The organism is Pseudomonas sp. PME37.24/006 (genome assembly GCF_055556635.1).
The window spans coordinates 709,396-730,490 of the sequence record NZ_JBVHNL010000001.1 but is presented as its reverse complement, the minus strand read 5'-3'; the positions used below and the strand labels follow the sequence as shown (position 1 = coordinate 730,490).

19 protein-coding genes are annotated in these 21,095 nt (G+C 62.5%); 14 read left to right on the top strand and 5 right to left on the bottom strand.

All coding sequences use genetic code 11. The features are described 5' to 3' along the window. Window positions 1-11 precede the first annotated feature (11 nt). From ACZ3GY_RS03355 to ACZ3GY_RS03330, 6 genes are all read left to right on the top strand, one after another. Window positions 12-2,765 (top strand): nitrate reductase, encoded by a 2,754-nt coding sequence (locus tag ACZ3GY_RS03355; protein ID WP_463563923.1) that lies wholly within the window; start codon window positions 12-14, stop codon window positions 2,763-2,765. A 38-nt stretch (window positions 2,766-2,803) separates the two neighbouring features. After that, window positions 2,804-3,550 (top strand): uroporphyrinogen-III C-methyltransferase, encoded by a 747-nt coding sequence (cobA, locus tag ACZ3GY_RS03350; protein WP_465908930.1) that lies wholly within the window; start codon window positions 2,804-2,806, stop codon window positions 3,548-3,550. Between the two features lie 83 nt (window positions 3,551-3,633). Next, complete coding sequence (locus tag ACZ3GY_RS03345; RefSeq protein ID WP_463563921.1) at window positions 3,634-4,932, top strand: nitrate- and nitrite sensing domain-containing protein; 1,299 nt, start codon at window positions 3,634-3,636, stop codon at window positions 4,930-4,932. Window positions 4,933-5,399: 467 nt separating this feature from the next. Further along, a complete protein-coding gene (locus ACZ3GY_RS03340) occupies window positions 5,400-6,731 on the top strand; it encodes a CmpA/NrtA family ABC transporter substrate-binding protein (RefSeq protein ID WP_465908929.1) in 1,332 nt (443 codons plus the stop codon). 15 nt (window positions 6,732-6,746) lie between these two features. Continuing rightward, window positions 6,747-7,592 carry a nitrate ABC transporter permease gene (ntrB, locus tag ACZ3GY_RS03335; RefSeq protein ID WP_465908928.1) on the top strand — a complete coding sequence of 282 codons (846 nt, stop codon included), beginning with the start codon at window positions 6,747-6,749 and terminating at the stop codon, window positions 7,590-7,592. Window positions 7,593-7,602: 10 nt separating this feature from the next. Further along, entirely contained in the window at window positions 7,603-8,457 is an 855-nt protein-coding gene (locus tag ACZ3GY_RS03330; RefSeq protein ID WP_465908927.1) for an ABC transporter ATP-binding protein, read from the top strand. A 9-nt stretch (window positions 8,458-8,466) separates the two neighbouring features. Here ACZ3GY_RS03330 and ACZ3GY_RS03325 read toward each other — a convergent pair whose 3' ends face one another. Then, window positions 8,467-8,694 (bottom strand): hypothetical protein, encoded by a 228-nt coding sequence (locus tag ACZ3GY_RS03325; RefSeq protein WP_463563917.1) that lies wholly within the window; start codon window positions 8,692-8,694, stop codon window positions 8,467-8,469. Between the two features lie 301 nt (window positions 8,695-8,995). After that, a complete protein-coding gene (dcd, locus tag ACZ3GY_RS03320) occupies window positions 8,996-9,562 on the bottom strand; it encodes a dCTP deaminase (protein ID WP_463563916.1) in 567 nt (188 codons plus the stop codon). Window positions 9,563-9,890: 328 nt separating this feature from the next. On the opposite strand from dcd, the gene ACZ3GY_RS03315 reads away from it, so the two are divergent. Continuing rightward, window positions 9,891-10,100, top strand: coding sequence for a cold-shock protein (locus tag ACZ3GY_RS03315; RefSeq protein WP_042555234.1), 210 nt, complete (start codon window positions 9,891-9,893; stop codon window positions 10,098-10,100). Between the two features lie 104 nt (window positions 10,101-10,204). Here the strand turns inward: ACZ3GY_RS03315 and apbC are convergent, their stop codons facing one another. Both apbC and ACZ3GY_RS03305 read right to left on the bottom strand, forming a co-directional pair. Further along, on the bottom strand, window positions 10,205-11,299 hold the full coding sequence (gene apbC, locus ACZ3GY_RS03310) for an iron-sulfur cluster carrier protein ApbC (RefSeq protein ID WP_465908925.1): 1,095 nt from the start codon (window positions 11,297-11,299) through the stop codon (window positions 10,205-10,207). 96 nt (window positions 11,300-11,395) lie between these two features. After that, complete coding sequence (locus ACZ3GY_RS03305; RefSeq protein WP_465908924.1) at window positions 11,396-12,088, bottom strand: YiaD family glycine zipper/OmpA-like lipoprotein; 693 nt, start codon at window positions 12,086-12,088, stop codon at window positions 11,396-11,398. Between the two features lie 152 nt (window positions 12,089-12,240). On the opposite strand from ACZ3GY_RS03305, the gene metG reads away from it, so the two are divergent. The 5 genes from metG to ACZ3GY_RS03280 all read left to right on the top strand — a co-directional run bounded on the left by metG (window position 12,241) and on the right by ACZ3GY_RS03280 (window position 17,792). Next, window positions 12,241-14,289 (top strand): methionine--tRNA ligase, encoded by a 2,049-nt coding sequence (metG, locus tag ACZ3GY_RS03300; RefSeq protein WP_465908923.1) that lies wholly within the window; start codon window positions 12,241-12,243, stop codon window positions 14,287-14,289. A 235-nt stretch (window positions 14,290-14,524) separates the two neighbouring features. Then, window positions 14,525-15,328, top strand: coding sequence for a DUF4349 domain-containing protein (locus tag ACZ3GY_RS03295; RefSeq protein ID WP_465908922.1), 804 nt, complete (start codon window positions 14,525-14,527; stop codon window positions 15,326-15,328). Between the two features lie 166 nt (window positions 15,329-15,494). Then, entirely contained in the window at window positions 15,495-16,835 is a 1,341-nt protein-coding gene (locus ACZ3GY_RS03290; RefSeq protein WP_465908921.1) for an RnfABCDGE type electron transport complex subunit B, read from the top strand. A 31-nt stretch (window positions 16,836-16,866) separates the two neighbouring features. After that, on the top strand, window positions 16,867-17,505 hold the full coding sequence (nth, locus tag ACZ3GY_RS03285) for an endonuclease III (protein ID WP_465908920.1): 639 nt from the start codon (window positions 16,867-16,869) through the stop codon (window positions 17,503-17,505). 107 nt (window positions 17,506-17,612) lie between these two features. Further along, entirely contained in the window at window positions 17,613-17,792 is a 180-nt protein-coding gene (locus ACZ3GY_RS03280) for a PA3496 family putative envelope integrity protein (RefSeq protein WP_225834585.1), read from the top strand. A 93-nt stretch (window positions 17,793-17,885) separates the two neighbouring features. On the opposite strand, the gene trxB is transcribed toward ACZ3GY_RS03280, so the two are convergent. Further along, window positions 17,886-18,833: a thioredoxin-disulfide reductase gene (trxB, locus tag ACZ3GY_RS03275; protein ID WP_463563909.1), complete on the bottom strand. Its 948-nt coding sequence runs from the start codon at window positions 18,831-18,833 to the stop codon at window positions 17,886-17,888. A 244-nt stretch (window positions 18,834-19,077) separates the two neighbouring features. Here trxB and cysZ point away from each other — a divergent pair, with 244 nt between their 5' ends. Together cysZ and ACZ3GY_RS03265 are read left to right on the top strand one after the other, a co-directional pair. Further along, window positions 19,078-19,845 (top strand): sulfate transporter CysZ, encoded by a 768-nt coding sequence (gene cysZ / locus ACZ3GY_RS03270; RefSeq protein ID WP_463563908.1) that lies wholly within the window; start codon window positions 19,078-19,080, stop codon window positions 19,843-19,845. A 39-nt stretch (window positions 19,846-19,884) separates the two neighbouring features. Continuing rightward, a complete protein-coding gene (locus ACZ3GY_RS03265) occupies window positions 19,885-21,090 on the top strand; it encodes a glycosyltransferase family 4 protein (RefSeq protein ID WP_463563907.1) in 1,206 nt (401 codons plus the stop codon). The last annotated feature ends 5 nt before the right edge of the window (window positions 21,091-21,095 follow it).

The window sequence follows — 21,095 nt, the reverse complement described above, 5'->3', positions numbered from 1 at the left end:
GGAGCGGCCTGATGGGCGCTCTACAACTCGGCGCCGCGACGCACACCACCGCCTCGACCTGCTGTTACTGCGGCGTCGGCTGCGGCGTGCTGATCGAGCACGACGGCGAGCGCATTCTCGGCGTCAGCGGCGATCCTGCACACCCGGCGAACTTCGGCAAACTGTGCAGCAAGGGCGCCTCGCTGCACCTGACCGGAGACATCGCGGCCCGCGCCCTGTACCCCGAACTGCGTCTCGGCAAAGGGTTGGCCCGTGCGCGCACCGACTGGAGCAACGCTCTGGATCACGCTGCCGATGTGTTCGCCGAAACGATCCGCGAGCACGGCCCGGACAGCGTCGCCTTCTATATCTCCGGGCAACTGCTGACCGAGGACTACTACGCCTTCAACAAGCTGGCCCGCGCCCTGGTCGGCACCAATAATATCGACAGCAACTCACGCCTGTGCATGTCCTCAGCAGTGGTCGGCTACAAGCGCAGCTTGGGCGCCGATGCACCGCCCTGCTCCTACGAAGACATCGAGCAGGCCGACACGCTGCTGATCATCGGCAGCAACATGGCCTATGCCCACCCGATCCTGTTTCGCCGCCTGGAAGCGGCCAAGGCAGGCAACCCGCAGATGAAGGTCATCGTCGTCGACCCACGGCGCACCGACACCTGCGACCTCGCCGATCTGCACCTGGCCATCGCACCCGGCAGCGATGTGGCACTTCTGCACGGCGTACTGCATCTGCTGCTGGAACAAGGGCGTATCGACCACGCCTTCATCGCCGCGCACACCGAAGGCTTTGGGGCGCTGCAAGCGCTGGTCGCCGACTACGAGCCCGCGCGCGTCGCCCAGCTCTGCGCAATCAGCGAAGCGGATTTGCGTCGCTGCGCGGAGTGGATCGGCAGCTCACCGCGTTTTCTGTCGCTGTGGTGCATGGGCGTCAATCAGTCCACCGCCGGCACCACAAAGAACGCCGCTATCATCAACCTGCACCTGGCCACCGGGCAGATCGGCAAGGTCGGCAGCGGGCCGTTTTCCCTCACTGGCCAGCCGAATGCCATGGGCGGTCGGGAAACCGGCAGCCTGTCCAACTTGCTGCCCGGTCACCGTGAGGTCGCCAACCCGCAGCACCGTGCCGAAGTCGCCGCTTACTGGGGCGTCGAAACACTGCCGCAAAACCCGGGGCTCAGCGCCATCGAACTGTTCGAGGCGGTGGGCAGCGGCAAGATCAAGGCGCTGTGGATCGCCTGCACCAACCCGGCCCAGTCCATGCCGGATCAACACAGCATCCACAAAGCCTTGAGCGACTGCCCGTTCGTGGTGGTGCAGGAGGCATTCTTCACCACCGAAACCTGCCGCTACGCCGACCTGCTGTTGCCTGCTGCCAGTTGGGGCGAGAAGGAAGGTACGGTGACCAACTCCGAGCGCCGCGTCAGCCGCGTGCGCCGTGCCGTGCCTGCCCCTGGTGAGGCGCGGGCCGACTGGTCGATCACCTGCGATTTCGCCAGGCGCCTGGAAGCTCGCCTGCCGGGCGTGCCTTCCGGGCATTTCGCCTTCGACAATAGCGAGCAGCTGTTCGAGGAATACAAGGTGCTGACCCGTGGCCGGGATCTGGATCTTTGTGGCCTCGGCTACGCGCTACTGGAGACACGCGGCCCGCAGCAATGGCCCTTTCCCGAAGGTGCGCAAAACGGCACGCCGCGACTCTATGGCGACGGCCGCTTTCCAAGCGCCAACGGCCGCGCGCGCTTTATCGCCGAGACCTATCAAACGGCTAAAGAGCAACGCGACAGCCAGTATCCACTGACGCTCAATACCGGTCGCCTGCGCGATCAGTGGCACGGCATGAGCCGCACCGGCACCGCGGCACGGCTGTTCGCCCATGTCGAAGAACCGCTGCTCGACCTGCACCCGCAAGACATGGCGCAGCGGCACCTGCAGAGCGGCCAACTGGTCGAGGTGCGCAGCCGCCGCGGCGCGCTGGTGGTGCGCGTCCAGGCCGACGCCAGCCTGCAGCAAGGCCAGGCTTTTCTGCCCATGCACTGGGGCGATCGCTTTCTCAAAGGCCTCGGCATCAACGCCCTGACCTTGCCAGCGTTCGATCCGCTGTCGAAGCAGCCGGAGCTGAAACACGCCGGGATCGACGTGCAGCCCATCGACCTGCCCTGGACATTCCACGCGCTGGTCGAAGGTGACGTTCAGCAACGCCTGGAAGCCTTGCGCCCGTTGTGCGAAACCTTCGCCTACGCGAGCTTCGGCCTGGCCGGTCGCGAGACCTCGGCGCTGGTGATGCGCGTCGCCCACCATCACGCACCCGATGCCGAATTACTCGAACAACTTCAGGAGCAACTGGGCCTGGCCGAAGGGCCGGTGATCCGTTACGACGACCCTCGTGGCGACCCAGGCGCCCTGCCCATTCACAAGCGCGCGCGTATCGACGGCGGTCGCCTGACAGGCTTTTCCCTGAGCGGTGAGACCCGCGCACGCGGCTGGCTGCGTGACCTCTGGCAAAACCAGACCTCACTCGATGACGACAACGGCCGCGGCCTGCGCCGCTGGCTGCTGGCACCGGTGGAAAGTCCGCCCGGCCAGAGCCGCCGGCAGACCGGCAAGACCCTGTGCACCTGCATGAATGTCAGCGAGACGGCAGTACGCGAGGGCATCCAGCGCGGCTGCGACCTCATCGCGCTCAAACAGAATCTCGGCTGCGGCACCCAGTGCGGCTCCTGCGTACCTGAAATCAAGCGCCTACTGGCGCTACAGACCATCGAAGCCTAGCGAAGACTGGGCTGAACCTAGACAGAAGGAATACCGCGATGAACCCAAGCGTATGGCTGATCGGCGCCGGCCCAGGCGACCCGGAACTGCTCACTCTCAAGGCGGTGCGTGCCCTCGGCCTGGCCGACGTGGTGCTGATCGATGACCTGGTCAATCCGCAGGTGTTGCAGCACTGTCCCGACGCCCGGGTGATCCGCGTGGGCAAGCGCGGCGGCTGCCGCTCGACGCCCCAGGCCTTCATCCATCGCCTGATGCTGCGCTATGCCCGCCAAGGCAAGGTGGTTGCGCGCCTAAAGGGCGGCGACCCGTGCATCTTCGGCCGCGGTGGCGAAGAAGCCGACTGGCTGGCCGCCCGCGGCGTGCATTGCGAGATCGTCAACGGCATCACCGCCGGCCTGGCTGCGGCGACCCGCTGCGGCATCTCCCTAACCCTGCGCGGCATCGCTCGCGGCGTCACTCTGGTTACCGCCCACACCCAGGATGGCAGCTCGCCCAACTGGCAGGCACTGGCCGACAGCGGCACGACGCTGGTGGTGTACATGGGCATCGCTACTCTGGCCGATACCCGCCAGCATCTGCTCGATGCCGGTATGGCGGCGCACACCGCCGTGGCGATGATCGAGAACGCCTCGCTGCCGGATCAACGCGAGTGCCGCAGCACGCTGCTGGAAATGGCCGACGCTGCACTGGCATTCAAGCTGAAAAGCCCGGCCATTCTGGTCATCGGCGATGTGGTTGGCGCTGCCATGGATGCTGCGCGAGAACTTGAGGTACGCAGCGCCTGACCCCTTACGACAGTCCGGTCTATGCAACTGGACTGCTATTTGCACTGTTTTAGTTCAACCGTACTGCCTGAAAGACTGCCCTCATGCCTGACACCACCATGCCTGCCGCCCTGCGATTCATGCTCGCCGCCCGCCGCTGCGAGCTGCAGGGCCTGGAAAGCCTGTCCTTCACCTGCCAACTGGTGACCAATGTCAGTCAGTTGGTGCACCAGCTGCAGAAGGAACGGGGCTACTCCAACATCTATCTGGGCAACCAATCGAGCCATTATCTGCACCAACTTGACGCACACAGTGCCGAGTCAGCCGCCGTAGAGCGTCAGGTACACGAATGCTTCATGGCCATGGATACCGCTCAGGCCAATGCCGCGGATCGTGCCCGCCTGTTCAACCGCATCGCTTATGTCTTGCATGGTCTGGACGAACTGCCCGGCCTGCGCCGCCGCATCCGCGAGCTGCAGCCGACGCCACGCCTGGCCACCCAAGCCTTCACGCGGCTGATTGGCGGGTTGATGGCCGTGGTCTTCGAAGCCGCCGATACCGCAGTCGACCCAGGCATCACCCGGCTGCTGGTGGCCATGTTCAACTTCATGCAGGGCAAGGAGCTGGCCGGTCAGGAGCGCGCCGCGGGTGTCGAGGGCTTCTCGCGCGGGCATTTCGATGCCGAGTTGCAGGAGCGCCTGCAGCATCTCGAAGACGGCCAGGAGCGCTGCTTCGATGTGTTCAGCGAGTTCGCCGATGCAGAGGCGGGGGCCCTGTGGCAACAGATTCACAGCGGCGACACCGTCGCCCAGGTAATCAGCCTGCGCGGCATCGCCAAGCGCACGTCTGCCAATGCCACGGTCGATCCGAGCCTGTGTGAGCTGTGGTTCGAACTCAATACCCGACGCATCGACGCCATGAAGGAAGTGGAAAACCACCTCGCCAATCGCCTGCTGGAACACTGCCGCCGCAGCATCGCCGAAGCCCATGCTGACCTGGACAACCATCGCACGCTGCTCAAGCGTCTGGGGCAGATGGATGTTGGTAGCGATCAGGCGCTGCTGTTCAGCGTGCACAGCAGCACCCTGGACAGTGCATCTCAGGATTCGGTGGGCAACCACCTGACGCGCTCGGTGCTCGACCTGCTGCACGAACAGAACCAACGCCTGCAGCGAGTCAGTGACGAGCTCAAGGAAACCCGCGAAACCCTCAACGAACGCAAAGTGATCGAGCGGGCCAAGAAGCTGCTGATGAACGATTACCGGCTCAGTGAAGAAGATGCCTACGCACGCCTGCGCCAATCCGCTATGGAGCGCAGCATGCGCCTGGTCGACGTCGCCCAGAGCCTGCTCGCCTTCGCCGCCCGCAAGGCCCAGGAAAATCCGCGCAGCGACCGCGCCTGAATGAGCCTTACCGGCCCTGGGTATCGCTGCGCTCAACCACAGGCTACGACCCACTCCGCCCCTGTAGCCCAGCACTGAAAGGCGATGCCCGGGAAAAGTGCCTGCAATAAAGACTCTGGCATCCATGCACCTACGCCGCGCACGGCAAGCGATCGACGCCCCGCTGCTGTGCGGCGCCAGCCTCCGAACTGATCAGGCGCAGCCTCGAAGAAATCGTCCGGCACAGGCTGAAAACCTTTCCTGCTCAAGCAGTTAACGCAGATACACCAAGTACTCAAGGGCAGCTGTCAACCAGCCAGGCCACCGGTGCCAGCTACTGGCATGCAACCTGCTATGTCCGTAACAGGGAGGCAGGCTCTGCCCCTCCACAATCCAAATCCTGGACAACGGCGTCCACCCTCATACAGCCCGCGCGCTGCCATGAGAGTGACGCCGTTTTTTTATGCGTGCCTTTTGGGGAAAACGATATGGACGACAAGCCACGTACACTGCAGAGCATCGACGACAGTACCAATCAGCCACGTCGTACCTTCCTCAAACAATCCATGGGTCTGCTCGGCGGCAGCGCATTGATGAGCATGCTACCTGCGGGCCTGAGCAGTGCGGTATGGGCTGCGGGGAGCGACGGCCTGGAAACCACCAAGGCCAAGCTCGGCTTCATCGCCCTGACCGACGCCGCACCGTTGTTCGTGGCCGATGAACTGGGCTTGTTCGCCAAGCACGGCATGACCGGCGTAGAGGTGCTCAAGCAATCGTCGTGGGGCACCACCCGCGACAACCTGGTGCTCGGCGCCGGCAGTGGCGGCATCGATGGCGCCCATATCCTTACACCGATGCCCTACCTGATGGCCGCCGGTAAGGTGACCACCAACAATACCCCGCTGCCGATGTACATCCTCGCGCGCCTGAACCTCAACGGTCAGGGCATTTCCATCAGCAAGGAATACCAGGATCTAAAGCTTGGCACCGACGCCAGCGCCTTCAAGCAGGCCGTTGCCGCCAAGCAGGCAAAAGGCCAGAAGATTGCAGCGGCGATGACCTTCCCAGGCGGCACCCACGACCTGTGGCTGCGCTACTGGATGGCAGCTGGTGGGATCGAACCCAACAAGGATCTGCCGACGGTGGTCATCCCGCCACCGCAGATGGTCGCCAACATGAAGGTCGGCAGCATGGACGCCTTCTGCGTCGGTGAGCCATGGAACGCTCAGTTGATCAACCAGGGCATTGGCTACAGCGCGGTAACCACCGGCGAGCTGTGGGCCAACCACCCGGAAAAAGCCCTGTCGCTGCGCGCCGATTACGTCGACGCCAACCCCAACGCCACCCGTGCGCTGCTCAAGGCGGTGATGGAAGCGCAGATGTTCTGCGAAGCGGCGGAGAACAAGGAACAGGTCGCCGAGATCTGCGCCAAACGCCGCTGGATCGGCGCTCCCGCCAAGGATCTGCTGGCACGCTTGCAGGGCAACATCGATTACGGCAACGGCCGCGTGGTGGAAAACAGCCCGCACCTGATGCGCTTCTGGAGCGAGTTCGCCTCCTACCCCTTCCAGAGCCACGACCTGTGGTTCCTGACCGAAAACAAACGCTGGGGCTACCTGCCGAAGGACTTCGACAGCCAGGCACTGATCAACACCGTCAACCGCGAGGACATCTGGCGCCAGGCCGCCGCCGAGCTGGCGGTACCTGCCGAGCAGATTCCGCAATCCAAGTCGCGCGGCATCGAGACCTTCTTCGACGGCAAGACCTTCGACCCGCAGAACCCGCAAGCCTATCTCGACAGCCTGTCCCTGAAGGCCTAACCGGAGGAACGCTCCATGAATGCGCCCGTAAAATCGCTGGCCCTGCCGGCCGGTGTCATCGCTCCAAGCTGGCTGAAACGACTGTCGACCACGCTGATGCAATCGGTACTGCCGCCGCTGGTGATCACCTCAGCACTGCTGCTGATCTGGCAATTGCTGTGCAGTGGCCCCACTGCATCGCTGCCGCCACCCAGCCAGGTCATCGAAGACACCTGGGAGCTGATCGTCAATCCGTTCTATGACAATGGCGGCACCGACGTCGGCATGGCCTGGCAACTGCTCGCCAGCCTCGAGCGGGTGGCCTACGGCTATGCCCTGGCAGTCGTGATCGGTGTAGCGTTGGGCGTACTGGTCGGCCAGTCGACCTGGGCCATGCGTGGTCTCGACCCGCTGTTCCAGATCCTCCGTACCGTGCCGCCGCTGGCCTGGTTGCCGCTGTCGCTGGCCGGCTTCAAAGACAGTCACCCATCGGCGCTGTTCGTGATTTTCATCACTGCCATCTGGCCGATCATCATCAATACCTCGGTGGGCATTCGCAACATCCCCGAGGACTACCGCAACGTCGCCAAAGTGCTGCGCCTCAATGGCCTGGAGTACTTCCAGAAGATCATGCTGCCTGCCGCCGCCCCCTACATCTTCTCAGGGCTGCGCATTGGCGTGGGGCTGTCCTGGCTGGCGATTATCGCAGCAGAGATGCTGATTGGTGGCGTGGGTATCGGCTTCTTCATCTGGGACGCGTGGAACGCCTCGCGCATCAGCGACATCATTCTCGCCCTGGTCTACGTTGGCGTGGTCGGCTTCCTGCTCGACCGCCTGGTGCTGTTCGTCGGCAACCGCATCACCCGTGGCACATCGGCCTGAGGAGACAGACATGAGCAAGCACTACCTGAGCATCGAACATGTGGAAAAGTACTTCGAGCGTGACGGCGTCAGCTCCCACGTACTGAACCAGATCAACCTCAACGTCGAGCGTGGCGAATACATCTCTATCATCGGCCATTCCGGTTGCGGCAAATCGACGGTGCTGAACATCGTCGCCGGCCTGACCGATTCCAGCAGCGGCGCGGTGATTCTCGATGGTAGGGAGGTTCGTGGTCCCGGCCCGGATCGCAGCCTGGTGTTCCAGAACCATTCGCTGCTGCCCTGGCTGACGGTGCAGGAAAACGTCGCACTGGCCGTCGACAAGGTCTTCAAACGCACCAAGAGCAAGGCCGAGCGCCGCGACTGGACGCTGCATCATCTGGAGCTGGTGAGCATGGGCCACGCATTGCACAAACGGCCCAGCGAAATTTCCGGCGGCATGAAGCAGCGTGTAGGCATTGCCCGCGCGCTGGCCATGGAACCCAAGGTGCTGCTGCTAGACGAGCCCTTCGGCGCACTCGACGCCCTGACCCGCGCCCACTTGCAGGACGAGGTGATGCGTATCCAGAGCGAGCTGCACAACACGGTGATGATGATCACCCACGACGTCGACGAAGCCGTGCTGCTTTCCGATCGCATCGTGATGATGACCAACGGCCCTTCGGCGACCATTGGCGAAATCCTCACCATCGATCTGCCGCGACCCCGTGACCGCATCGCTCTGGCTGACGACCCGCGCTACAACGCCTATCGGCATGCCGTGCTGAGTTTCCTGCACGAGAAACAGCGCAAGGTCGAACCCATGAGCGCACGCCGCGCTGCCGCAGCTAAAGAGCCGGCCGGCAAGGAGCGCGCTCGCGCCTAGATGCTGCGATCAGTCGCGGGCAATGCCCGTTACGGTAATGCCGAAGCGCTCCTCCAAGCGAACTGCGGGAGTCTGCTCCTCACGGGGCAGCTCCTTCGGTTCGAGGCGCTCCAGGTTCTCTTCGGCCCACTCCAGCAGCCAGATCACAGCCTGCTCGAGGCTGGGTTTGTCTTTCGATTTGACCTTGAGGACTTCGGCCGCCTCATCTCGGCTGTAGGCGATATTCCATTGGCTCATAGTGAGTCTCCAGCGGGTAGTTTTGCGGCTGGCACACAACCTTGCGCACCGTCATAACCATGTAGACCGGCCGCGGGTGAACAGTTCGACCTATAAATCCGAATGAACTTAGCCGGGTACCTCCACTCAGAAACTAGGCATCGATTGATTTCTCCGGGCGCCCATGGCGCCCATTTTTTTGCCTGCAATTTGTCCCCACGTCACTGACTGCCTACCCGGTGCTCGTCCGCAGGCGAGAAATCTCGCCCACAAAAAAGCCGGGAAACACCCGGCTTTTTCGAATCGCACTCCACGTGCCGTATCAGGCCCTGGGCAGCGTCACACCGCGCTGCCCCTGGTACTTGCCGCCCCGATCCTTGTACGACACCTCACAGGCCTCGTCGGACTCAAGGAACAGCATCTGTGCCACACCCTCGTTGGCGTAGATTTTCGCCGGCAGCGTGGTGGTGTTGGAGAATTCCAGCGTCACATGCCCTTCCCACTCCGGCTCCAGCGGCGTGACGTTGACGATGATGCCGCAGCGCGCATAAGTGCTCTTGCCCAGGCAGATGGTCAATACGTTGCGCGGAATGCGGAAGAATTCCACGGTACGTGCCAGCGCAAACGAGTTCGGCGGGATGATGCACACGTCGCTTTTGATATCGACGAAACTTTTCTCGTCGAAATTCTTCGGGTCTACGGTGGCCGAGTTGATATTGGTGAAGACCTTGAATTCATCGGCGCAGCGCACGTCGTAACCGTAGCTCGACACCCCGTAAGAAATCAGCGGTAAGCCGCCTTCATTACGCACCTGGCGCTCGACGAACGGCTCGATCATGCCGTGTTCCTGGGCCATGCGGCGAATCCACTTGTCCGATTTGATGCTCATGGCGGGGCCGTCCTAGAAGGTCTGTGCGGTGAAAAAGTGAACGCATCTTACCGGGCTGAGCGACAGGGTTCAAAGCCTCTTGACAGGCCGTTTGAACAAGAGGCCGCAGTGCTGAATGCCAGGAAATCGCAAAAAGACTGACAGACCATTCGCACTTAGCGAAGAAAGCGGGTATGGTGACCCCACTGTGCTGCATGTGTCACCGCGAATCGCTACATGATGCCTAGATTTCGATCCAAACATCGTCCGACTCCTAGTACTCGTTGCACTCAGTCCCGGCCTGGTTTTATCCAGGGCTGTTATTTCTTTAGATATTAGGAGACATCACATGTCCAATCGTCAGAATGGCACCGTTAAGTGGTTCAACGATGAGAAAGGCTACGGCTTCATCACTCCGCAATCCGGTGACGACCTGTTCGTACACTTCAAAGCTATCCAGAGCGATGGCTTCAAGAGCCTGAAAGAAGGCCAGCAAGTTTCCTTCGTGGCCACTCGTGGTCAGAAAGGCATGCAAGCTGAGGAAGTTCAGGTTATCTAACCTGCTCTTTCTATAAAAAACCTCGCTTCGGCGGGGTTTTTTTATGCCTGCATTTTATGCAGCGAGTAATGCAGCGCGCCCGCCAGGCGGACGCGCTACTGCGATCAATCATCGGCGATGACGATGGTCGGCATGGCCTGGGCGGTCGCCGCGCTCGAAGCGATGCGTGCACCGACCTGCCGCGCGACTTGCTGATATAGCATAGCGATCTGGCTTTCCGGATCGGCGATGGTCGTCGGCTTGCCACCGTCAGCCTGCATACGGATGGCCATGGACAGCGGCATGGAAGCCAGCAGATCGACGTCGAACTGAGCAGCCAGTTTCTCGCCACCACCCTCACCGAACAGATGCTCCGCATGGCCACAGCTGGAGCAGATGTGCACGGCCATGTTCTCCACCACGCCGAGCACCGGAATGTTCACCTTGCGGAACATCTCCACGCCTTTGCGGGCGTCGAGCAGGGCCAGATCCTGCGGTGTGGTGACGATGACCGCCCCCGCAACCGGAACCTTCTGCGCCAGGGTCAGGTGGATATCGCCCGTGCCGGGCGGCATGTCGATGACCAGATAGTCGAGGTCATCCCAGGCGGTCTGGGTGACCAGTTGCAACAGCGCCCCAGAGACCATCGGCCCGCGCCACACAACCGGCGTGTTGTCATCGGTGAGAAAAGCCATGGACATCACCTGTACGCCATGGGCTTCGAGCGGCACGAACCACTTCTGATCACGTACTTGAGGCCGCGTACCTTCAGGGATACCGAACATGATGCCTTGGCTCGGGCCGTAGATATCGGCATCGAGAATGCCCACCCGCGCGCCTTCACGGGCCAATGCCAGGGCCAGGTTGGCAGCGGTGGTCGACTTGCCCACCCCGCCCTTGCCGGACGCCACGGCAATCACGTTCTTGACGTTCGCCAGGGCCGGCACTTGAGCCTGCGCCTTGTGGGCGGCGATCACGCAGTTCACCTCTACGCTGGCGCTGCGTACACCCTCGATATTCTCGATGGCCAGTTGTAGCAACTGCGCCCAGCCCTGCTTGAACAGGGCTGCAGCGTAGCCCAGTTCCAGCTTCAGGCTGACCTGGTCGCCCAGCACGTCAATGCTGCGCACGCAGCCGGCGCTGAGCGGATCCTGATCGAGATGGGGATCGGTGTACTGGCGCAATACGGCTTCGACCGCGGCGCGGATATCAGCACTCATGCTTGGCTCCGGAGATGGCAGGAAAAGACGCCTATCCTACCCGAGCCACCAGCCGGATGCAGACCGGCGACCCGAAGGGCCGCCAGCCATCAACACTCACTGCACGGGCTGACCGGGCAGTGGCTTGAGATTCACCTCGACACGGCGGTTCTGCGCGCGGCCATCGGCGCTGGCGTTGTCGGCAATCGGCTGATCCGGGCCGGCACCACGGCTGGACAGGCGGCTGCCGTCAATGCCCTGAGCAGTCAGGTAGCTGGTCACGCTTTGCGCACGACGTTGCGACAGCGCCATGTTGTGCTGACGCGAACCGGTGCTGTCGGTGTAACCGACGATCTCGATGCTGTTGTTCTGGAACTGCTGGAACGAAGTCGCCAGGTTATTCAGCGGTGCATAGAAACTGGGAGCGATATCCGCAGAATCCGTAGCGAAGGTGATGTTGCCGGGCATGATCAGCTTGATGTCATCGCCCTGACGCTGCACCTCCACACCGGTGCCTTCCATGCTGCGGCGCAGCTCGGCCTCCTGGCGATCGGCGTAATAGCCATAGCCGGCACCTGCAGCGCCGGCGAGCACGGCACCGATGGCAGCACCTTTACCGCGGTCATCATGGCTGACTGCAGCGCCGACCGCCGCACCGGCCAGCGCTGCCAGGCCGCCGTAGGTAGCAGTGCGGTGGCCACCGCCACTGGCTGCGCCACCACCGGCGTTGTCGTAGGGGTTGCTCGAGGCACAGCCAACCAACAGGGCCAGAGCGGTGGCACAGGCGAGAGGACGTAAAACTGCAGGCATGGTTCATCTCCTTGCTGGGAGCGGAAGGTTCCCGTTGGAACCCGCTTACGCCTCTAAATTCAAGTCGATGTCAGCGCTATTTGCCCGCTGGCCGGAACGCGCTCGGTTACTTTATAGTGACCGACCTCCCTTCACCCGATGACAGCCTGACAATGTCCCAAGCTCGCCAGATTCTCGTTACCAGCGCCCTGCCCTACGCCAACGGTTCGATCCACCTTGGCCACATGCTCGAGTACATCCAGACCGACATGTGGGTGCGCTACCAGAAACTGCGCGGCAACCAGTGCATCTACGTCTGCGCGGACGATGCCCACGGCTCGGCCATCATGCTGCGTGCAGAAAAGGAAGGCATCACCGCCGAACAGCTGATCGACGGCGTCAAGGCTGAGCACAGCGGTGACTTCGCCGACTTCCTGGTGGAGTTCGACAACTTCCACTCCACCCATTCGCCGGAAAACCGCGAGCTGTCGGAGTCGATCTACAAGGCGCTGCGTGACAATGGCCACATAGCCACGCGCTCGGTGACCCAGTATTTCGACCCGGAAAAAGGCATGTTCCTGGCCGACCGTTTCATCAAGGGCACCTGCCCCAAATGCGCGACGCCCGATCAGTACGGCGACAACTGCGAAAAATGCGGTGCCACCTACGAGCCCACCGAACTGAAAGACCCGCGCTCGGCGATTTCTGGTGCGGTGCCGGTGCTCAAGGACTCCAAGCACTTCTTCTTCAAGCTGCCGCAGTTCCAGGAAATGCTCCAACAATGGACGCGCAGCGGCACGCTGCAGGAGTCGGTCGCCAACAAGCTCGCCGAATGGCTCGATGGTGGCCTGCACGAGTGGGACATCAGCCGTGATGCGCCCTACTTCGGCTTCGAGATTCCCGACGAGCCGGGCAAGTATTTCTACGTCTGGCTGGATGCGCCGATCGGCTACATGGCCAGCTTCAAGAACCTCTGCGCACGTCGCCCGGAACTGGATTTCGATGCGTTCTGGAACAAGGATTCCAGCGCCGAGGTGTACCACTTCATAGGCAAGGACATCGTCAACTTCCACGCCCTGTTCTGGCCTGCCATGCTCGAAGGTGCCGGCTACCGCAAACCTACAGCCATCAACGTGCACGGCTACCTGACCGTGAACGGGCAGAAGATGTCCAAGTCGCGCGGCACCTTCATCAAGGCGCGCACCTATCTGGATCATCTCAATCCGGAATACCTGCGCTACTACTACGCGGCCAAGCTCGGTCGCGGCGTCGATGACCTCGACCTGAACCTCGAGGACTTCATCCAGAAGGTCAATTCGGATCTGGTCGGCAAGGTGGTCAACATCGCCAGCCGTTGCGCCGGCTTCATCCACAAGGGCAATGCCGGCATATTGGTTGCGGCCAACCCTGAGCCAGATTTGTGGAATGCTTTCCAGAGCGCCGCACCCAGCATCGCCGACGCCTACGAGAGCCGCGACTTCGCTCGCGCCATGCGTGAAATCATGGCCCTGGCCGACCGGGCCAATGCCTGGATCGCCGACAAGGCGCCGTGGTCGCTGGCCAAGCAGGAAGGCAAGGCCGACGAGGTGCAGGCGATCTGCGCCCTGGGCGTCAACCTGTTCCGTCAACTGGTGATCCTCCTCAAGCCGGTGCTGCCGCATCTGGCCCGCGACGCCGAGGCGTTCCTCAACGTCGCACCGCTGGCATGGAATGACCTGGCCACGCTGCTGGCCGATCATCAGTTGAATCCGTTCACCCCGCTGCTCAGCCGCATCGAGCCGGCCAAGGTCGAAGCCATGGTCGAAGCCTCCAAGGAAGACCTGGCCGCCGCCAACGCCCCGCAGGAGGACGCTCCCCGAGGCAATGGTGAATTGGCGAAGGATCCGCTGGCCGCCGAAATCGCCTTCGACGCCTTCGCAGCGGTCGATCTGCGTATCGCGCTGATCGAGAAGTGCGAGTTCGTCGAAGGTGCCGACAAGCTGCTGCGCCTGACCCTGGATATCGGTGACGAGAAGCGCAACGTGTTTTCCGGCATCAAGAGCGCCTACCCAGACCCAAGCAAGTTGGAAGGCCGCCTAACGCTGTACGTGGCCAACCTGGCAGCACGCAAGATGAAGTTCGGCGTGTCGGAAGGCATGGTGCTGGCTGCTGGCCCTGGCGGCGAAGAAATCTACCTGCTCAGCCCGGACAGCGGCGCCAAGCCAGGTCAACGCGTCAAGTAAACAACCGCCTGGCGCTCTGCAAAACTGATGACTCCCACGCTCCCGCGTGGGAGTCCTGGGCAGAGCGTTCTGCGCCCTATTGGGCCGGCCACCAGCATTCGACATCGGACGCAGAGTGTCCGAGAGGCGTTCCCACGCAGAGCGTGAGGAACGATCAGGATGTGCTCCACCTCCGCCTTGATGCTGCCCTGACAGGCGCAAGGCAACCACCGTCAACAATTCTCGAGGTACAAGGATGTTTCTCCGCCGCCACCCACTGCTCGTCCTGCTTGCCTTCCTGCTGATACTCGGCGGCTGCTCGCCATCCGGCGAAAACCGTTCGGCCGCTGGTGCTGCGCTGCTTGGTGAAAGCGCGCAGCAGGGCGCGTTCCTCGCCTACGAGCATAGCGTGGGCATTCGCCTGCCCGTCGAGCAGGTCGAATCACGCCTGGCGGCGGTACGCGAAGCGTGCAGCAGCCAGCGTTTCGGCCAGTGCGACCTGCTGGCCATCGAGCAGAGCCAGGGCCACTACCAGGCCGCCAGCATTACCGTGCGCATCGCTCCGGCTGGCGTCGAGCCGCTGGTCGGCTTTGCCGGTGAAGGCGGCGAGCTGCAGAGCCGCCATACACGCGCCGAAGACTTGGCCCAGGCCGTCAGCGATACCGAGCAGCAACGCCAGCGCCTGGAGCGACAGCAGAAAACCCTGCTGCAATACCAGGCCCGTGGTGACCTGAGCGTCAGCGACATGCTCGCCCTGGCCCGCGAACTGGCCGAGGTGGAGGTACAGCTGGCGGGCACAGCCCAGCAGTCGGCCCAGCAGCAACGCCGTTTGACGACGAACCTGCTGACCCTGAGTTTCAGCACCGAGGGCGAGACGATCGGCCGTCTGGCGCGTATCGGCGAAGCCGCTGGCGGCATGCTCGACAATGCCACCGAAGGCGCTACGGAAGCCCTCAAGCTGCTCGGCTACGGCATTCCCTTCGTCATCATCCTGTTCCCGCTGGCCCTGCTGATCCGCTGGCTATGGCGCAAGGCCAGCCGCGCCCGCAATAAGGTCTGAATGCGCGCTGACGTGGCCGTGCCGCTGTACCGGGCACGGCGCATGCCGGATAATGCACGGCCAACGCTTCAGCCAGACCTGCAACACCCATGATCGACTCTCGCGACCTCTCCTGCATGCGCTCCCACGGGCCGACCCCGTGCGAGCGACGCTGTGTGCCTGGAGCATGAGCAACGCCCTGCGTATAGCCGCCATCGACGCCCTGCTACCGCAGACGCAATGCGGCAAATGTGGCCACCCAGGCTGTCAGCCCTATGCCGAGGGAATCGCTGCCGGCGAAGCGATCAACAAGTGCCCACCAGGCGGCACCGCCACCATTCACGCGCTGGCCAACCTGCTGCAGGTTCCGGAACTGCCACTGGCATTACCGGCAACTCCCGCGCAGCTAGCGGTGATCCGCGAGGCCGAGTGCATCGGCTGTACCAAATGCATCCAGGCCTGTCCGGTGGACGCCATCGTCGGCGCCGCCAAACTGATGCACACGGTGATCAGCGACGAATGCACGGGTTGCGAACTGTGCATTGCGCCCTGCCCGGTGGACTGCATCGACCTGATCACCTTGGCTACGCCGCAGGCGACCATTCAGCGTGAGCGTGCCGACCAGTTTCGCGCTCGCCATCAGGCCCGCCTCGCCCGCCTCGCTCGCGACGATGCGCGCCGCCGCGCCGCACGCAGCACGCCGGTCGCGCGCCCAGAGCTGGAAGCAGCCGTTACCCGTACAGCCAACGATGACGATCAAACCGCTCGGCTCAAGCGCCTGAAAATCGAAGCATCGATGGCCAAGGTCGCCTACGAAAAGATCCGCAAGCAGGTGGCCATGCACCCCGACTCACCGTTCGCGGCGCAGTTGGATGCCCTGCAAAGCGCCAGCGAGCAGGCCGCGGCGGCACTGCAGGCGGCTCAGCACGACTCGTCATCAACGATCGCTGTCGCGCCAGCCAGCGACGATGGCGGGTTGAAACGGGCAAACATCGATGCGGCAATGAGCCGTGCTCAGTTGCAGAAGGCCCTCAAGGCTTTTGGCGAAACGCCGGACGAAACCCAGCGAGTGCAACTCGATACGCTGCGCCAGGCAGCCGAGCAGGCGCAACGGCAGTTGGACGAGCTGCTGCCCAACACCTCCGGCAAGACGCCCGATGCCGGGGAGCAGGCGCTGAAGCAAGCCAAGATCGAAGTCGCCAACCGCCGCGCAGCGCTGCAGTCCGGCGAACGGCGAGGCGTCGATGACGCCCTGCTGAGTACCTTACGGACAGACTACGCCGCGGCGCAGCAGGTGCTGCACGATGCCGAGCAGCACTGCGGCAAACCTGCCCCCCAGCGGGTACTGGTCGACAAGGCCGGCGTGAGCACCGAACTGCGCCAGCTGAAAACCGACCTGGCCTACGCCCGTGCTGACGTGAACAGACTGCAACGCAGCACAAACACTGAAAGCGACACCCTGAATGCAGCACTCGAACGCCTTGCCGTCGCCGAACGCCGGCTGCAAGCGCATATCAGCGCCACCTAGAGCGCGCCGACTACCGTGAACCGCCCTGACGATGAACGCCGCCAAACGCCTTGAAATCTTCCGCCGCCTGCACGAAGACAACCCGGAACCGAAGACCGAGCTGGCCTACAGCACGCCCTTCGAACTACTGATCGCGGTGATTCTCTCCGCTCAGGCCACCGATGTCGGGGTCAACAAGGCCACCGCCAAACTCTATCCGGTGGCCAATACCCCGGAATCGATTCTGGCCCTTGGTGTCGAAGGGCTCAGCGAATACATCAAGACCATTGGCCTGTACAACAGCAAGGCCAAAAACGTCATCGAGACCTGCCGCATGCTCGTCGAGCTACACGGCAGCCAGGTTCCGGAATCCCGTGAAGCGCTGGAGGCGCTGCCAGGCGTCGGCCGCAAGACCGCCAACGTGGTGCTCAACACCGCTTTTCGTCAGCTGACCATGGCAGTGGACACGCACATTTTCCGGGTCAGCAATCGCACCGGCATCGCTCCAGGCAAGAATGTGGTGGAGGTGGAAAAGAAACTATTGAAGTTCGTACCCAGGGATTTTCTCCTCGATGCCCACCACTGGTTGATCCTGCATGGCCGCTATGTTTGCCAAGCGCGCAAGCCGCGCTGCGGCAGTTGCCGGATCGAAGACCTGTGCGAATACAAACTAAAGACCTCTGACGATTGATGCCTCATATACTTCTTGTATGAGTCGATTGAAAAAATCTTTTTTACTCGCCTCACGTTTGCCCTTATAAGGTCGGCAAATGGCCCCTGTAGCCAGGAGTGAAGCGCATGAGCAACGGCAAAGAAGAGCTGGAGCTGGAAGACGACTTCGTCAGTGACGAAACGGACAACAGCGAAGCACCCGTGGAAGTGGCGAAAACCAACCTGACCAAGCGACGCATCATCGATAATTTTCTCGAGGAGCGACGCCTGCACAAGCAGTTGGCCGAATACGATTTCGATCTGTAAGCCGGTATCAGAGCCGGATAAAAAGATGCCCGTATCAATAGATACAGGCATCTTCGTTCAGGGCATAGCTCAAGCCAGGCTCAGTTTCGACGATCAGAGCCCGTCCAGATAGCGCTCTACATCCAACGCAGCCATGCAGCCAGCGCCCGCCGAGGTAATCGCCTGGCGATACACGCTGTCCGCTACGTCGCCGGCAGCGAACACGCCTGGAATATTGGTCGCTGTGACATTGCCATCACGCCCGCCATTGACCTGCAGATAACCATCCCTGAGCGCCAGTTGGCCTTCGAAAAGCGCCGTGTTCGGTGTATGCCCGATGGCCACGAACAGACCATCCACCACCAAGTCCCGAGTGCCACCGTCGCGCTCGCGCAGGCGTACACCGGTAACCCCGGAGACATCACCAAGCACTTCATCCACCTCGGCATTCAGTGCCAGTACGATGCGCCCCTCGGCAACCCGCGCCTGCAGCTTGTTCTGCAGGATCTTCTCCGCCCGGAAGCCGTTGCGCCGGTGAATCAGCGTCACCCGGCTGGCGATATTGGCCAGGTACAGTGCTTCCTCCACGGCGGTATTACCGCCGCCGACTACCGCGACCTCACGATTGCGGTAGAAGAAGCCGTCGCACGTGGCACAGGCCGACACGCCCTTGCCCATGAACGCCTCTTCGCTGGGCAGTCCCAGATATCGGGCGCTGGCACCCGTGGCGATGATCAACGCGTCGCAGGTGTAGGAAACGCTGTCGCCCACCAGGGTAAACGGCCGCGCTGCGAGATCAACCGCCTGGATATGGTCGTAGACGATTTCGGTTTCGAACCGCTCGGCGTGGGCCTGCATGCGCTGCATCAGATCCGGGCCGGTCAGGCCGTGGGCATCGCCGGGCCAATTATCCACTTCCGTGGTGGTGGTCAGTTGGCCACCGGCCTGCAGCCCGGTGATCAGCAGAGGTTTGAGGTTGGCGCGCGCGGCATACACTGCCGCGCTGTAGCCGGCAGGGCCGGAGCCTAGAATGATCACACGAGCATGCCGCGTACTGGACATCACAAACTCCTCAGGGCATGACTGCCGGGAAAACGGAGCCATCGGCAACGGGCAAGGATCTGTCAGAAGCGGCTCCAGAAAGGGATGCGCGAAGACTACGGGTCACCACAACGGGGACGGAAATGCACTTTGCCAATCCCTTGCATAGCCGCAGCCTATGACGCCAGCGGTAACGCTGCCGCGCTTTCCCGGGGGCGGCAAAATGGGTAAGGTCGCGCGACGTTCACTTTCTGGAGACACCTACATGCGCGCCCCCGTGCTGTCCGGCCCGCAATACCTCAGTGAGGGCCTGAAGCTGGTATTGAGCCCCGGCCTGCGACTGTTCGTGCTGCTGCCGCTGGCGATCAACCTGATCCTGTTCAGCCTGATGATCGGCTTTGCCATTCAGCAGTTCAGTGGCTGGGTGGATACCTTCATGCCGAACCTACCCAGCTGGCTGAGCTTCCTGCAGTACATTCTATGGCCGCTGTTCGTGATCCTGGTGGTGCTGATGGTGTTCTTCACCTTCACCATGCTGGCCAATATCGTCGCTGCGCCGTTCAACGGCTTTCTCGCCGAGAAAGTCGAGGTGGTGGTGCGTGGCGAGGATAATTTCCCGCCATTCAGCTGGGGCGAGCTGATCGCCATGGTGCCGCGCACCCTGAGCCGTGAAGGACGCAAACTGGCGTACTTCCTGCCGCGGGCACTGGGCCTGCTGATACTGTCCTTCATCCCGGTGGTCAACCTGGTCGCCGCACCGCTGTGGCTGCTGTTCGGCGTGTGGATGATGGCCATCCAGTACATCGACTACCCCGCCGACAACAACAAGGTCAGCTGGCAGGACATGCTCGCCTGGCTGCGCGAAAAGCGCTGGCAGTCGCTGGGCTTCGGCGGTATCACCTACGCGGCGCTGCTGATTCCGTTCGTAAACATCCTGATGATGCCGGCAGCCGTCGCCGGCGCGACGCTGTTCTGGGTGCGTGAAGGCGGCGTCAGCGATGGCGCGCGGAGCGTCACGAAAACGCCACACTGATGTCACAAACGCTACATGACAGCGGCCCAGACTGCTGTCATGAGCACTCCCCCGCTATTCATCGCCCTGGTCAGCGAAACCTTCAGCCCGGAAATCAACGGAGTGGCCAATACCCTCGGCCATCTGGTCACCGGGCTGCGCGCGCGTGGTCACCGCCTGCAGTTGATACGTCCAAGACAGACCGCCGATGCGACTGCGGCCAACGATGACGACCTGCTGCTAACGCGTGGCTGGCCACTGCCCGGCTACCGCGGCCTGCAATGGGGCCAGTCGGCGCGGCACAAGCTGCTGCGCCTATGGCGCAGGCAACGCCCGGACGTGCTCTACATCGCCACCGAAGGGCCGCTGGGCCTGTCTGCCCTGAGAGCCGCACGGCGCCTGCGTATCCCGGTGATCAGTGGCTTTCACACCAACTTCCAGCAGTACACCGGGCATTACGGCATCACCTTGCTGACACGGCTGCTGACCAACTACCTGCGCTGGTTTCACAACGCCTCGCGCATGACCCTGGTGCCCAGCCTCAGCCAGCGCTGCGAGCTGCAACGGCGCGGTTTCGAGCGCCTGGAACTGCTCGCCCGTGGCGTCGATGCCCAACTGTTCAACCCCGCCCGGCGAAGCGACGAACTACGCCACAGTTGGGGGCTGAGCGAGCAGGACATTGCCGTGTTGCACGTGGGTCGACTGGCCGCGGAGAAGAACCTGGATCTGCTGGTCAGCACCTTCCAGGCCCTGCAGCGACAACACACAGGGCAACGGCTCAAGCTGATCATGGTCGGTGACGGCCCGCAACGCGACAGCTTGCAGCAGAGGCTACCGGACGCATTATTCTGCGGCATACAGCGCGGCGAAACGCTGGCAGAGCACTACGCCAGCGGCGATCTGTTCCTGTTTCCCAGCCTCTCGGAGACCTTCGGCAATGTGCTGCTCGAAGCCATGGCGGCAGGACTGGGCGTGGTCGCCTTCGATCAGGCCGCCGCCGCTCAGCACATCGAGCATTGCCATAACGGCATGCTGGCCAGCGCCGATGATCAACGAACGTTCATCGAAGCGGCACACTGGCTGATCGAAGACAGGGAAAATTTGCGACGCGTGCGCCTCAATGCCCGCCGGCACGCCGCCAGGCAGAGTTGGTCATCGATCATCGAACAGTTCGAAGACCATCTGCGCAACGCGATCCACGGCAACGACAGACAAACCGCTGCGCGCGCCGCTGCAGTGGCTATCGAGACGAAACGAGCGCATTAGAGCCA

Excerpts from the sequence above, each read along its gene's own strand:
- ACZ3GY_RS03355 (WP_463563923.1), top strand. The coding sequence starts at position 12 with ATGGGCGCTCTACAACTCGGCGCCGCGACGCACACCACCGCCTCGACC.
- cobA (WP_465908930.1), top strand. The coding sequence starts at position 2,804 with ATGAACCCAAGCGTATGGCTGATCGGCGCCGGCCCAGGCGACCCGGAA.
- ACZ3GY_RS03345 (WP_463563921.1), top strand. The coding sequence starts at position 3,634 with ATGCCTGACACCACCATGCCTGCCGCCCTGCGATTCATGCTCGCCGCC.
- ACZ3GY_RS03340 (WP_465908929.1), top strand. The coding sequence starts at position 5,400 with ATGGACGACAAGCCACGTACACTGCAGAGCATCGACGACAGTACCAAT.
- ntrB (WP_465908928.1), top strand. The coding sequence starts at position 6,747 with ATGAATGCGCCCGTAAAATCGCTGGCCCTGCCGGCCGGTGTCATCGCT.
- ACZ3GY_RS03330 (WP_465908927.1), top strand. The coding sequence starts at position 7,603 with ATGAGCAAGCACTACCTGAGCATCGAACATGTGGAAAAGTACTTCGAG.
- ACZ3GY_RS03325 (WP_463563917.1), bottom strand. The coding sequence starts at position 8,694 with ATGAGCCAATGGAATATCGCCTACAGCCGAGATGAGGCGGCCGAAGTC.
- dcd (WP_463563916.1), bottom strand. The coding sequence starts at position 9,562 with ATGAGCATCAAATCGGACAAGTGGATTCGCCGCATGGCCCAGGAACAC.
- ACZ3GY_RS03315 (WP_042555234.1), top strand. The coding sequence starts at position 9,891 with ATGTCCAATCGTCAGAATGGCACCGTTAAGTGGTTCAACGATGAGAAA.
- apbC (WP_465908925.1), bottom strand. The coding sequence starts at position 11,299 with ATGAGTGCTGATATCCGCGCCGCGGTCGAAGCCGTATTGCGCCAGTAC.
- ACZ3GY_RS03305 (WP_465908924.1), bottom strand. The coding sequence starts at position 12,088 with ATGCCTGCAGTTTTACGTCCTCTCGCCTGTGCCACCGCTCTGGCCCTG.
- metG (WP_465908923.1), top strand. The coding sequence starts at position 12,241 with ATGTCCCAAGCTCGCCAGATTCTCGTTACCAGCGCCCTGCCCTACGCC.
- ACZ3GY_RS03295 (WP_465908922.1), top strand. The coding sequence starts at position 14,525 with ATGTTTCTCCGCCGCCACCCACTGCTCGTCCTGCTTGCCTTCCTGCTG.
- ACZ3GY_RS03290 (WP_465908921.1), top strand. The coding sequence starts at position 15,495 with ATGAGCAACGCCCTGCGTATAGCCGCCATCGACGCCCTGCTACCGCAG.
- nth (WP_465908920.1), top strand. The coding sequence starts at position 16,867 with ATGAACGCCGCCAAACGCCTTGAAATCTTCCGCCGCCTGCACGAAGAC.
- ACZ3GY_RS03280 (WP_225834585.1), top strand. The coding sequence starts at position 17,613 with ATGAGCAACGGCAAAGAAGAGCTGGAGCTGGAAGACGACTTCGTCAGT.
- trxB (WP_463563909.1), bottom strand. The coding sequence starts at position 18,833 with ATGTCCAGTACGCGGCATGCTCGTGTGATCATTCTAGGCTCCGGCCCT.
- cysZ (WP_463563908.1), top strand. The coding sequence starts at position 19,078 with ATGCGCGCCCCCGTGCTGTCCGGCCCGCAATACCTCAGTGAGGGCCTG.
- ACZ3GY_RS03265 (WP_463563907.1), top strand. The coding sequence starts at position 19,885 with ATGAGCACTCCCCCGCTATTCATCGCCCTGGTCAGCGAAACCTTCAGC.